Origin of the sequence: Mesorhizobium sp. B2-4-19 (genome assembly GCF_006441315.1) — a bacterium.
Lineage (GTDB): Bacteria > Pseudomonadota > Alphaproteobacteria > Rhizobiales > Rhizobiaceae > Mesorhizobium.
Genome location: NZ_VFUV01000037.1, coordinates 1 through 14306, shown reverse-complemented (window position 1 = coordinate 14306; position 14306 = coordinate 1). Strand labels below are relative to the sequence as shown.

Below are 14306 nucleotides of genomic sequence, written 5' to 3'. Positions count from 1 at the left end.
AGCTTCACAGCACGAGCTTCATATTCGCTTGGTCGCTATGGCGACGAAAACATCAGGCCCAAGCCATGATCGCCCACCACAAGAAAAGAGAGCATCTGCAACTGTAGTACTAGCGTAGTGTGGAGGGCAGGCGGCGTAATTTGGCGCGCCGCACCGGGCGATGATGAGAACTACGTTAACGCTATAGCCCTCTAAAATGAGGTTTGAAAATCGCGTGAAACGTGTGCGCTCAACATCACGGGTTCACCAGTCCGACGCGGCGGTTTCTGGCACGGCAGTCTTCGCTGGCGTTATCCGCGACGGGCTTGTCCCGACGGAGCCGGTTGGCCGAGATCCCCCTGTACCGCGATGGCCGCAGCCTCGGCGTCGGCGCGACTTGCCGACAGTCACATTGTAATCGTGATTGCCGATATTGTCGGTATGTCCGTCGATCTCGGGTTTGAGCCCGGGATTGTCCGCCATCAGTTTCGTCACTTGCGCGATAATAGGCGCGGCGTCCGGCTTCGGTATCGCTTTGCTGAAATCGAAATTCAGATAAAGCGCGATGTGACCTTCCTTGTCGAGCGCGGCCTTCAATGCCGAAGGCCGCATCCGTCGCAGCCAAACCCGTGTCATCAACGGCATCGACCAGAACGTGACGCTCAAGTGTGCGCTCTGGACGCTGGCCGAGGGAATGCAGCGATTGAAGGTGGCATATCGACGAAACTTTCTCGCCACGCTACGCGAGCGCGAGGTCGCCCGTGTCGGCCTCGGGATGGCCGCGACCAAGGGCTTGCCATTCCGCGCCGCGACGGTCGGCGAGACCGTGAGCGGCAAGTTCATCGGGACCGTTCAGCTATCGAGCGGCAAGTTCGCGTGGTCGAGCAGAGCCACAAATTCACTCTTGTCCCCGTGGCGGCCGGTTATCGACCACCAGCTTGGCCGCGAGGTGAGCGGGGTCGTGCAAGGCGGATCAGTATCATGGCAGTTGGGGCGGCAACGCGGGCTCGGCTTTTACCCTGGCTGGCCATGGAAGGCGGAATCCAGCCAGCGTAAAATACCCGGATGCGCGGGATGCGCGGGAGTCTGCAACGTCGACGGTGGATCAGAATGTCGGCGGGTCGCTGCTCGAAGTTACCGCATCGGAAGGCAGAGCTGTCCGACGACATGGGCTCGCCCACACTGTTGTCTCTACGACTTCTACGTAGCGCTATTTCTCCGGCAACCCGGCCGCGACCATCAGGCTCACGATCCGTTCGGAAGCCTTGAGATACACCGGGCTGGTGTTCTTGGTAGGCGACGGCACATTGAGCGCGGTCGAACCGGGTCTCAACACCATGGCCTTGGTCATCGTCGCCCGGGCTTCGGTGACCCGGCCCAATTGCCGATAGGCGGCGGCCAACAGCAGATGTGTGCGCCCGCTGGCCGACGTGATCGCGATCGACCGTTGCAGCCAGGGCAAGGCTTCCTCGGCGCGGCCCATGAGCAGATAGGTGAAACCTGCCCCGATCGCCCAAGTCCAGCGCGCGACTGGGGGCGTATCGAAGCTGTCCGCCTGCTTGAACGTGGCGAGTGCATCGTCGAAGCGGCCGAGGAAAACCTGGGAGAGTCCGATGAGGTACAGCGCGATCCCATCCCATGGATCGCGGGCGAGCACCTTGCCGCATGCGACCAGACTTTCGACGAATCGGTTTGTCGTCGACAGATACCGGCAATGCGCTTCCAGCACCGGGATGTAGTCGGGCTGCGCGCGCAATGCGCGCGCCATGATCGCCCCGATGCCGGTCTCGACCGTCTCCCGCTCTTCGGCGGGAAACCAGGCCATCTGAATGCCGCGGAGCTGAAACGCCGCCAGCGCGACCTGCAAGTCGACATTGTCGGCGTCGTCGGCAAGGGCTTTTTCCAGGATCACCTGCGCGGCGCGAAAGCGTTCCAGCGTCGTCTGGTTGATCGAGGCCGTCGCCTGCTCGATGGCGACCTTGGCGGCGCCGGCCGGCACGCCTTCGGCCCGGCGTTCATCGGTATTCTGAAGCTCATTCATGCGCAGCGCCAGCGCGTGGCCCATGCCGGCGGTCAGGCGGGTCTGCTGATGTTGCGCATCGGCGTCAGCCAGATCGACTGAGAGCGATATTGTCCACTTGACCGCGCCGGTTGCCGGTTCGGTCATGCGCGCGCGCAAATTCCACGCGGTTGCTGCCTTCTCCAGTTCGCTGCTGACAACGTAATCGGCGCCCTTCGCGGCGTCGGAAGGAACCACCACACGGATCGCGTCGATTTTCGCGAGTCCGTCGGTGAGGTCGCTGGTGACGTCTGCCGCCATCCGGGCAGCCTGTGGATCATCGCCCGCCGCCATAGGCATCACGGCGATGGTCACGGGCGAGCCCGCGAGGAATCGGGGGAGCCATATCGCTGCCGCCAAAGCCGACGCGCCGAGCCCCGCGATAGCTACAAGGGCGGCGCGGCGCCGGATGCTGAAACCGTGCCGGCTTGGGCTCGGTTCGCTTTGTGTTTCGGGCTCCATCGCCGGGCTGGCTTCTTCCGGCGCGTCCGTATCCGTCGTGTCCGTCACCTCGGCCGCGAACAGGTAGCCGCGGCCGGACATCAGCTTGATGATCTGCCGCTGATCATCGCCCAGCGCGGTGCGAATCTCACGGATTGACTGGAACAGGCTGTCCTCGCCGATATGAACGCCTGGCCAGACCGCTTCCATCAACTCCCGCTTGCTGAGGACCCGCCCCGCATTGGACGCGAAAAACGTCAACATTTCGAGGCTCCTCGGCCGAATTTTGATGACGTCGCCGTCCGGCCCTCGCAGTTCAGCCAGTTGCCGGTGCAGTTCAAAATCTAAAAATCGCAACACGCGGCACTTTACCCCCTCCGAAACGGCAAACCGCCGCAAAACTATGTCTAGTTACTATAAAGCGCGGCGGAAGGCGCCATATTCAGAAAATAACGGAAAGATTCAGAACCTAGCAGCGGTCGATTCAGGACGTTTCCCGCGTGCGGTGCCAGAAAGGGACGGGAATGACGTAGGCGGGGATGAATCGAAATCCGGCATCCGGCGGCCGCGCGTCTCTTTCTGGGCCGGGGAATCATGGATTCAAGAATAGTTTCGACTTCAGCGCGCGGCGCTGCTTCACCGCGCAGCGTCATTGGGCGCCAGGCAATGTCATTGGGCGACCTGCTGCGCGCCGCATTGCTGGCTTCGACGGCGCTGACGGTCGCCGCCTATTCGGCTCCGGCGCGGGCGCAGGACGCGACTTGGCTCGCCAGTCCGGCCGACGGCAATTACAATAACGACGCCAACTGGAATTCCGGCACCGCGCCGACCGGCACGGCCACGTTCGACGCTTCGTCCGTCACCAGCCTGGTGATTTCCGTCAATACCACCCTGGGCGGCTGGACGTTCGATCCGGGCGGCCCGGATTATGATTTCAGCAACGGCAGCGTCCTCGCTTTCAACGGCGCCGGCATGGCTGCCAACGGCGGCCGCGTCGCCATCACCAACAACGGCGGCCTATATTTCCACGGCAACAGCAGCGCCGGCAGCGCCGCTATCACCAACCGCGGCTACCTGGCTTTCTACGACAACAGCACTGCCGGCGGCGCCACCATCACCAACACCTCCATTGTGGATTTCAACAACGCCAGCACGGCGGGCAGCGCCGTTATCACCAACGACGGCAACCTGCATTTCTTGGACGCCAGCACGGCGGGCAGCGCCGCCATCACCAACAACGCCAACCTGTTCTTCTACGCCACCGGCACGGCGGGCAACGCGGCCATCACCAACGACAATTACCTGTCTTTCAACAACGCCAGCACGGCGGGCAACGCCGCCATCACCAACGCCAGCAATAGCCGTCTGTATTTCTACGACACCAGCACGGCCGGCAATGCCGCCATCACCAACAACTACGATCTGACTTTCTGGGACGCCAGCACGGCGGGCGACGCCGCCATCGCCAACAATTCGGGCGGCATCGTCGATTTTTCGTACAGCACCGGCCCGAACGGCGACCACAAGCTAAGTGCGGGGTCGATCGCGGGGCCCGGCAGCTATGTCCTCGGCGCCAACCAACTGACGGTCGGTTCGAACGGTCTTTCGACCGAGGTAAGCGGCGTCATTTCGGGCAACGGCGGTTCGCTGGTCAAGATCGGCACGGGCACGTTGACCCTGTCGGGAACCAACAGCTATAGCGGCGGCACCACGATTGCCGGCGGCATTCTGCAACTCGGCAACGCCGACAGCACCGGCGCGATCATCGGCGCGGTCACGCTGGGCTCTGGCGGCCGGTTCGACGTCGTCAACGCCGACACCAGCGGCATCACCGGCCTGACCAACGCGGGCGGCATCGTCAATGTCGGCGATGACAACATGCTCGCCGGGTCGATTTCCAACACCGGCGCGGGCCGGATCAATCTGGGCGCGCGCGCGACGCTCTACGACACCGGCAGCGTGCTGTACAATGACGCCACCATCAATGTCGGCACCGACGGCATCGTCATGAGCAATGGCGACATCCACAACAACGCTGGCGGCGTCATCAACTTCAACGGCCCCGGCGGCACGGCGCAACTGTCGCCCGTGAGCAGCGTCTACAACAGCGGCCAGATCAATGTCATCGGCGGCGATGTCCGGCTGGGGCTCAGCTATTTCAACAATCAGAGCGGCGGCAGCGTCTCGCTCACCGGCGGTGACATGTCATGGGTGAACGATTTCACTAATTCCGCCGGGGCGACGCTGACCGTCGGCGCGGGCCGCACGCTCGATGTGCAATATCTCAACTTCTATGGCGGCACCGCCACCGGTGCGGGCACGATCAAGTCCTCGAGCGGCATCTACCTCTGGGGCCCCGGCACGATCGGCACGACGCTGACCGGCACGGCGTCCTTGTCCAAGGGCGGTCCCGGTACGACGATTCTCACGGGCGCACACAGCTACACCGGCGGCACCACGGTCAACGCGGGCACGTTGCAACTCGGCGATTCGAACACGGCCGGCGCGATCCTGGGCGCTGTGAACGTCACGAGCTATAGCGGCACGTTCGATGTGGTCAACGCCGACACCAGCGGCATCACCAGCATCACCAACAGCGGCACGACGAATTTCCGCAACGGCACCAACGCGGGCAGCGCCGCCATCATCAACAACTACGGCCTATATTTCTGGGACGCCAGCACGGGCGGCAGCGCCGCCATTACCAACAACGGCGACCTGTCTTTCAGCGACGCCAGCACGGCCGGCAGCGCCACCATCGCCAACAACGGCAACCTGTATTTCTGGGACACCAGCTCGGGCGGCAGCGCCGCCATCACCAACAACGGCAACCTGTCTTTCCACGTCAGCAGCACGGCGGGCAATGCGACCATCACCAACAGCGATTCTATGATTTTTCTCGACGTCAGCACAGCCGGCAACGCCACCATCACCAACAACGACGGCCTGTCTTTCTACGGCAGCAGCACGGCGGGCGGCGCCACCATCACCAACAACGCCGTCGTGTCTTTCGTCGACAACAGCACGGCGAGCGCCGCCACCATCATCAACAACGCCGGCCTGTATTTCTACAACACCAGTACGGCCGGCAATGCCGCCATCACCAACAACGGCAACCTGTATTTCTACGACAGCAGCACGGCCGGCAGCGCCGCCATCACCAACGGCAATTCGGACGGCAAGGTCGATTTCTCGACCAGCACCGGCCCGAACGGCGACGGCAGGATCAGCGCGGGGTCGATCGCGGGGCCCGGCAGCTATATCCTCGGCGCCAACGAACTGACGGTCGGCTCGAACGGGCTTTCGACCGAGGTGAGCGGCGTGATTTCGGGCAACGGCGGTTCGCTGGTGAAGATCGGCGCCGGCACGCTGACCCTGTCGGGAGCTAACACCTATAGTGGCGGCACCACGATCAACGGCGGCATCCTGCAATTCGGCAATGCCAGCGGCACGGGCTCGATCCTCGGCGACGTCGTCAACAACGGCGTGCTCGCCTTCAACCGCTCCGATGTGGCCATCTTCTCCGGCGTCATCTCGGGCAGCGGCGCAGTGCGGCAGATCGGTGCGGGCACGACGATCCTCACCGGCACCAACATCTATACCGGCGGCACCGCGATCGACGCCGGCACGTTGCAGCTCGGCGAGCTGAGCGCGGCCGGAACGATCCTTAGCGTGGTGAACGTCGGCTCCGGCGGCACGTTCGACATCGTCAACGCCGACACCAGCGGCATCACCGGTATCATGAATGCCGGCACGACGAATTTCCGCAACGGCACCAGCGCGGGCAGCGCCACCATCACCAACGACGGCTACCTGTCGTTCTACGACAACAGCACGGGCGGCGGCGCCGCCATCACCAACGCCGGCGATGGCTACCTGTATTTCCGCGGCAACAGCACGGCGGGCAATGCGACCATCACCAACAGCGGCGGCATGGCTTTCTACGACAGCAGCACAGCCGGCAGCGCCGCCATCGCCAACAATCCGGGCGGCATCGTCGATTTCTCCGGCAGTTCAGGCCCGAACGGCGACCACAGGCTGAGCGCGGGGTCGATTGCGGGCGCCGGGAGCTATAACCTCAGCGGCAACGAACTGACGGTCGGCTCGAACGGGTTTTCGACCGAGGTGAGCGGCGTCATTTCAGGTACGGGCGGTGCGCTGGTCAAGATCGGCGCCGGCATGCTGACCCTGGCCGGAACCAGCACCTATACCGGCGGCACCACGATCAACGCCGGCACGTTGCAACTCGGCGATTCGAACACGGCCGGCGCGATCCTGGGCGCGGTGAACGTCGGCTCCAGCGGCACCTTCGACATCGTCAACGCCGACACCAGCGGCATCACTGGCATCGTGAATGCCGGCACGACGAATTTTCGGGGCGGCACCAGCACGGGCAGCGCCACCATCATCAGCAACTACGGCCTGTATTTCTGGGACGCCAGCACGGGCGGTAGCGCCGCCATCACCAACAACGGCAGCCTGTATTTCTCCGACAACAGCACGGCGGGCAATGCCGGCATCACCAACGCCAGCAATGGCTATTTGGCTTTCCGCGGCAGCAGCACGGCCGGCAGCGCCACCATCGTCAACAACGGAGGCCTGGACTTCGACGGCAGCAGCACGGCCGGCCGCGCCACCATCACCAACAACGCCGGCCTGTATTTCTACAGCGCCAGCACGGGCGGCAATGCCGCCATCACCAACAATCTGGGCGCCGCGGTCGATTTCTCGGGCAGTACAGGCCCGAACGGCGACCACAAGCTGAGCGCGGGGTCGATCGCGGGCGTCGGCAACTATATCCTCGGCGCGAACGAACTGACGGTCGGCTCGAATGGACTTTCGACCGAGGTGAGCGGCGTGATTTCGGGCAACGGCGGTTCGCTGGTCAAGATCGGCACCGGCACGCTGACCCTGTCGAGAGCCAACACCTATAATGGCGGCACCACGATCGACGGCGGCATCCTGCAACTCGGCAATGGCGGCGGCACGGGCTCGATCCTCGGCGACGTCGTCAACAACGGCGTGCTCGCCTTCAACCGCTCCGATGTGGTGACCTTCTCCGGCGTCATCTCAGGCAGCGGCGCTGTCCGGCAGATCGGTTGGGGCACGACGATCCTCACCGGCACCAACACCTATACCGGCGGCACCACGATCGCGGGCCGCACGCTGCAACTCGGCAACGGCGGCGGCACCGGCTCGATCCTCGGCAATATCGTCAACGACGGCGTTCTCACCTTGAACCGCACCGGGACGCTGACGCTTGCCGGCGACATCTCGGGCAGCGGCGCGGTGCAGCAGATCGGTCCTGGCACGACGATCCTGACGGGCACCAACAGCTATTCCGGCGACACCCTGGTCACCGATGGCCGGTTGCAGTTCGGCGACGGCAGCGCGGGCGGCAGTAATAGGCTCGGCGGCAACCTCGTCGTGGCCGGCGGCACTCTGGCGATTCAGACGCCGGCGACCGTAAGCGTCTCGCAGGCCGTGACCTTCGGCGACAGCACCGCGCTGTCGATCGTCGCCGGCGCGAACAGCCCGGCGCTGTCGGCCAACAGTGTCGCGATCAGCAACAATGTCGCCTTGAACATCAGCGGCATCGGCGACGCGAGCCAGCTCGACAAGGTGCTGATCGACACCGCGTCGGGCATCGGCGGCGACTTCGCCAGCGTCACCGTCGGCGGCTTCAGCGGCACGGTGGATTACCTCACGGTCTCCACCCGCAAGTCTGCCAACAATCTGCAATATCTCGCCAGCTACGGCCTGAGCTGGACGGCGAACAACAATCTGGCCCACGGCACCTTTACTCTGACCAACCCGACCGACAACTTCACGGTCGGGGCGGCGCTCGCCGACCAGGCCGCCAATCCCGCCACAGGCTGGAACGGCGCCGCGCTGACCAAGGCCGGCGCGGGCAAGCTGATCCTGACCGCGAACAACACCTATACCGGCGGCACCACGATTGCGGACGGCACCTTGCAGATCGGCGACGCCGCCCATATCGGCGCTATCCTGGGCTCCGTCACTGTGGGCTCAAGCGGCACGTTCGATGTGGTCAACGCTGACACCGGCGGCGTCACCGGCATCACGAATGCCGGCACGACGAAATTCCGCAATGCCACCAGCGCCGGCAGCGCCGCCATTGCCAATAGCGGCACCCTGACTTTCTACGACACCAGCACGGCAGGCAGCGCCGCCGTCACCAACTACAGCAGCCTGTCTTTCTACGGCGGCAGCACGGGCGGCAATGCCGGCATCACCAACGCCAGCAATGGCTACCTGGCTTTCAACGACGGCAGCACGGCGGGCAACGCCACCATCGCCAACAGCGGCGCTCTGTATTTCTACGGCACCAGCACGGCGGGCAACGCCGCCATCACCAACAATTCGGGCGGCAACGTCGATTTCTCAGGCACCACCGGCCCCAACGGCGACCGCAGGCTGAGCGCGGGGTCGATCGCGGGCGCCGGCACCTATGACTTCGGCGGCAACGAACTGACGGTCGGCTCGAACGGGTTTTCGACCGAGGTGAGCGGCGTCATTTCGGGGGTCGGCGGCTCGCTGGTCAAGACCGGCATAGGCACGCTGACTTTATCGGGAGCCAACACCTATAGCGGCGGCACGACGATTTCGTACGGGACGCTGCAACTCGGCGATGGCGGCTCAACCGGCGCGATCGTTGGAAACGTCGTCAACAACGGCACGCTGGCCTTCAACCGCAGCGACGTAGTGACCTTCTCCGGCGACATCTCCGGCAGCGGCCAGGTCCAGCAGATCGGTCTGGGCACGCTGACACTGACGGGAACCAATACCTATAGCGGCGGTACTACGATTTCGGGGGGCACCACGCTGCAGCTCGGCAACGGCGGCAGCACCGGCTCGATCGTGGGTAACGTCGTCAACGACGGCGTCCTCGCCTTCAACCGCTCCGCCGCGATGACCTTCTCCGGCGCCATCTCGGGCAGCGGCGCCGTCCAGCAGATCGGCCAGGGCACGACGATCCTGACCGGCAGCAATACCTATGCGGGCGGCACGACGATATCCGGCGGCACGCTCCAGATCGGCAATGCCGGCGCGACCGGCAGCATCACGGGCAATGTCGCCAACAACGGCACGCTGGCCTTCGACCGCTCCGACACATTCACCTTCGCCGGTGTGATGTCGGGCAACGGCGCGCTCAACCAGATCGGCAGCGGCACGACCACGCTGACCGGCGCCAACAGTTCGGTGGGCACGGTCACGGTCAGCAATGGCACGCTGGTGCTCGGTCAGACGGGCGTGTTCAGCGCCACGGCCTACACGACGCGGAGCGGCGCGGTCACCGCCATCGGCGCAAACGCACAACTCGCCGTGACCGCGGCCTTCACGCAGGACGCTGGCTCGACGCTGAGCGTCACCCTGGGCGCGAACCAGCCGATCGTCACGGCGGACTCCGCGTCGCTGGGCGGAACCCTGAACATCGCCGGCCTCACGGCGAGTACATCGACGGCCAGCGCACTTGCGGGCACGCAGTTCACGGTCATCGCGACGACGAACGGCATTTCCGGCGACTTCGCAAACGTCATCGTCGGTGGCTCCTCGAACCCGGTCGACTACCTGACGGCGGCGGGCAGCAAGAGCGCCAACAACCTCGACTACAATGTTGGCCTCGGCCTGACTTGGGCCGCCGGCGCGGCGCGGGGCAACGGCGCGTTCACGCTGGCGAACGGCACGGACGCCTTCACTATCGATATGGCGCTGACGAACCAGGCCGGTCCCTTCGTCAGCGGCTGGGACGGCACGAGCCTGACCAAGAACGGCGATGGCACGCTGACACTTTCGGCGATGAACACCTACACCGGCGCGACGACCATCAATGGCGGCACGCTGGCGATCACGGCGACCGGCGGCATCACCTCCGATGTCACCAACAACGCCACGTTCCGGAACGCCGGCGCCGTCACCGGCAGCGTGACCAACAATGCCGGCGCGACCTTTACCCAGACGGAGGGGAACGTCTCGAACGGCGTTGTCAACTTCGGCTCCGTGAACGCCAATGGCGGTGCGCTTAATGGCGCGATCGCCAACAATGCCGGCGGCATCTTCAATGTCGGCGGCACGCTGACCAGCGACAGCACTTTCAACAATGCCAACGGCGCGACCCTCGCGGTGTCCGCGACCGGCGACTACAGCCTCGCGGGGCTGCTGACCAACAGCGGCGCCGTCACGGTCGCCGCAGGCGGCTCGCTGACGGCGCCCGCCGGCATCCTCAACAATGCCGGGGGCATCATCACGAACAACGGCACCGTAACAGATGCTCTCAACAATGCCGGGCTCGTCACCAACAACGGTGTCTACAACGCCAATGTCGCGTCCAATACCGGCACGATCAACAACGCGGCCAGCGGGATCTGGACCGGCAACTTCAACACGGCGGGCATCGTCAACAATGACGGGACGATCAACGGCAGCCTGACCCAGACCGCCGGAACCACGACCAACAACGGTAACATCACCGGCGCCGTCACGGTCTCGGGCGGCCTGTTCACGGGTACCGGTTCGGCCGGCGGCTTGACGATCGCCAGCGGCGCATCCGTCGCCCCGGGCATCGGCACGATCAATGTCGGCAACATCGCCTTCAACCCCGGCTCGACCTATCAGGTCGCCGTCAACGCTGCCGGTCAGGGCAGCCGCATCAACGCCACGGGAACGATCGCGATCACCGGCGGCGCGGTCAATGTGCTGGCGGGTTCGGGCAATTATGCGCCCAGCACCACCTACACCATTCTCAGCACGACGACCAATGGCGGCAGGACGGGGACGTTCGACAACGTCAGCTCCAATCTGGCCTTCCTGACGCCGACGCTCGGCTACGGCGCCAGCGACGTCACTCTGACGATGACCCGCAACCATATCGACTTCACCGCCATCGGCGTCACGGCGAACCAGATCGCCACCGGCGGCGGCGTCGAAAGCCTTGGTCGGGGCAACCCGATTTACAACGCGGTGTTGAACCTCTCGGCTCCACAGGCGCAAGGCGCCTTCGGCCAGCTCTCGGGCGAGATCCACGCTTCGGCCAAGTCCGCGCTGATCGAGGACAGCCGCTTCGTCCGCAACGCCGTCAACGACCGCATCCGCGCCGCCTTCGACGCTGTCGGCGCCTCGGGCACTGTCACGACCTATGTCGACGGCAAACCGATGACGGTGAAGGCCAACACCGATCGTTTCGCGGTCTGGGGCCAGGGTTTTGGCTCGTGGGGCCATACCAACGGCGACGGCAACGCCGCGACGCTCAACCGCAAGACCGGCGGCTTCTTCGTCGGTGCGGATGCGCCTGTCTTCGACACCTGGCGTTTCGGCGCGGTCGCCGGCTACAGCCGCACCGACTTCGATGTGAAGAGCCGCCATTCTTCGGGATCGAGCGACAACTACCATCTCGGCCTCTATGGCGGCACGGCCTGGGGCGATCTCGCCTTCCGCACCGGCGTTGCTTACGCATGGCATGACATCTCGACCTCGCGGAACGTGATGTTCCCCGGGCTCAATGACAGCCTGAAGGGCGACTACAACGCGGCCACCGCGCAGGTCTTCGGCGAACTCGCCTATGCCTTCAATGCCGGCGGCGCGCGCTTCGAGCCCTTCGCCAACCTTGCCTATGTGAACCTGCATACCGATGGCTTCACCGAGCGAGGCGGGGCGGCAGCGCTGACCAGCCCGTCATCCAACACCGACGCCACCTTCACCACGCTCGGCCTGCGCGGCTCGACCACATTCGATCTCGGCGGGACAATGCTCACCGCGAACGGAATGCTGGGCTGGCGCCACGCCTTCAGTGATGTGACGCCGCTCTCCACCATGCGCTTCGCCGGCAGCGGCGATGCGTTCAGCATCGCCGGAGTTCCGATCACGCGCGATGCCGCCGTGATCGAGGCCGGTATCAATTATGCCATCACCCCGAACGCTACGCTCGGCGTCTCCTATGGCGGGCAGTTCGGTTCGCGAATGTCTGACCAGTCGGCCCGCGCAAACTTCAACGTCAGGTTCTGAGGGGAAGCGGTGTGAACGATTAAAGCCCTTCCTCATCCCACGGGCTGAGCACTCACGGCGCATTGCGCCAGTCTGGAACCTGAGTTGACCATGACCGAAAACACACAAGCAAATGCGGCAAAACCGCACCTCCCGCTTTTCTACAGCGACCCCGTTCTTCTTCGTTTCGAGGATCATCGCAATGCCGGGCTAGCGCCGGTAACGGGCTTCGGGTTCGCGCGCGAAGCTATCGCTATTCCGCTCTGCGTCGGTGAATTCGCCGTCACCTTGCGGCATTATCCGATTGTCTTCGCCACCGACGACAACGCCTCGCCGATCGCGCTCGTCGCTATCAAGCGGGACCATAATCTGTTCATCGAGCGCGACGGCTCATGGCGCGCAGGCAGCTACATTCCGGCTTATGTCCGCCGCTATCCCTTCATCGGCATCGAGACGCCGGACAAGGCGGGACAACTGCTCAGCATCGATCGCGCATCGGATCGTTTCGTCGGGTCGAGCGCGGACCAGCACGACGCCGAGCGACTGTTCGACGAGGCGGGTGGCCCGACCGCGACCGCGCAATCGGCGATGACCTTCTGCCAGGCTTACTATGACGATTCCACGAACACGGTCGCCTTCGGCCAGTCGCTCGTCGCCGCGAAGGTGCTGACGCCATATCATGTGGGCTTCAGGCTGCCCGACGGTTCGCAGCATCAGGTGAACGGGTTCCTCACCGTGAATGAGAGGGCGTTTCGCGCGCTGCCGGCCGAGACCGTCACGGACTGGCATGCGAAGGGCTGGCTCGATCTCGTGATCCTGCATCTCGCCTCGCTTCAGAGCTTCAAGGGACTTCTCGACCTCAATGCGCTGCGCGCAAACGAACGAAAGGCGCTCGCATGATGAGCAAGAAAATTCGTATTTTGGGCATCTCCGCGGGCACGGCGCTGGCAGTTGCCACTGGCTTGACAGTCTACATGGCGCCCGGCATCGCCATCTCGACACCGAGTCAGGCCGCCGTGACCGGCGATATTCAGGAAGACCCCGCGCCACAGCGCTTTCAGATCGCACAGGCGCAGACCGGCGGGGCTGCCGCATCGGGCCTTCCAGGCGGGGCGTCCTCGCTGAACGAGGCCTACAAGGATTGGGTCGTCGCCTGTCAGGTCGCCAACAACGCCAAGCGTTGCGTCATGTCACAGCAGCAGAATCAGCAGAACGGCCAGCGCATCCTTGCTATCGAATTGGCAGCGCCAACCGGCAACACCGTCTCCGGCACGCTGATCCTGCCGTTCGGGCTCGCGCTCGATTCCGGCGTCACCTTCCAGATCGACGACAAGCCGGCCATGCAGCCGCTGCGCTTCCGCACCTGCGTGCCCGCCGGGTGCCTCGTCGCGGTCACCTTCGATGCGCCGACGCTGGTGGCGTTGCGCGCCAACACAGCACTGAAGGCGAAGGCCACGGCCGATGGCGGCGCAGCCGCACCGTTCTCGATCTCGCTCCAGGGCTTCGGCACAGCTCTCGACCGCGCCGGGGTGCTATCGCGTTGAGGTTGATCGAACACCCGAGCGGAGGAGCATGTTTGGCGCCATCGAAAGGCGCTTCGCGATCAGGCGAAGACCGATGCCGAACGGGCGCAGGCGACGCCTGATCGCACCGGCAATCAAAGGATCGCCGTCGACATGCTCGATTCGCTTTCCAGCGTGGCGCGTGACGGACTTCGACTTGAAGGGGCGGCTACAAGATCTGCTAGACTAGTACTACAGTTGCAATTATTAGCAAATCATGATTCTTCTCAAGCGTTTAGGACAGCTTGAGGAGAGCTTTGGGG

Annotated in this window: 4 protein-coding genes and 1 pseudogene; 4 read left to right on the top strand and 1 reads right to left on the bottom strand. The window is 64.3% G+C overall.

Annotated elements, in window-relative coordinates; all coding sequences use genetic code 11:
* Positions 1-685 precede the first annotated feature (685 nt).
* A pseudogene (locus tag FJ546_RS30920) lies at positions 686-988 on the top strand (DUF3363 domain-containing protein); the annotation flags it as partial.
* A 201-nt stretch (positions 989-1189) separates the two neighbouring features.
* On the opposite strand, the gene FJ546_RS30915 reads toward FJ546_RS30920, so the two are convergent.
* A complete protein-coding gene (locus tag FJ546_RS30915) occupies positions 1190-2839 on the bottom strand; it encodes a tetratricopeptide repeat protein (protein WP_140893010.1) in 1650 nt (549 codons plus the stop codon).
* A 306-nt stretch (positions 2840-3145) separates the two neighbouring features.
* On the opposite strand from FJ546_RS30915, the gene FJ546_RS30910 reads away from it, so the two are divergent.
* From FJ546_RS30910 to FJ546_RS30900, 3 genes are all read left to right on the top strand, one after another.
* Positions 3146-12502 (top strand): autotransporter-associated beta strand repeat-containing protein, encoded by a 9357-nt coding sequence (locus FJ546_RS30910; protein ID WP_181168157.1) that lies wholly within the window; start codon positions 3146-3148, stop codon positions 12500-12502.
* A 90-nt stretch (positions 12503-12592) separates the two neighbouring features.
* Positions 12593-13381 carry a SapC family protein gene (locus FJ546_RS30905; protein ID WP_246687036.1) on the top strand — a complete coding sequence of 263 codons (789 nt, stop codon included), beginning with the start codon at positions 12593-12595 and terminating at the stop codon, positions 13379-13381.
* Entirely contained in the window at positions 13378-14025 is a 648-nt protein-coding gene (locus tag FJ546_RS30900) for an invasion associated locus B family protein (RefSeq protein WP_246687034.1), read from the top strand. The genes FJ546_RS30905 and FJ546_RS30900 overlap by 4 nt, the downstream gene beginning before the upstream one ends.
* The last annotated feature ends 281 nt before the right edge of the window (positions 14026-14306 follow it).

Bases quoted from the DNA above. Each gene is read 5' to 3' on its own strand.
- FJ546_RS30910 (WP_181168157.1), top strand. From the start codon at position 3,146: ATGTCATTGGGCGACCTGCTGCGCGCCGCATTGCTGGCTTCGACGGCG.
- FJ546_RS30905 (WP_246687036.1), top strand. From the start codon at position 12,593: ATGACCGAAAACACACAAGCAAATGCGGCAAAACCGCACCTCCCGCTT.
- FJ546_RS30900 (WP_246687034.1), top strand. From the start codon at position 13,378: ATGATGAGCAAGAAAATTCGTATTTTGGGCATCTCCGCGGGCACGGCG.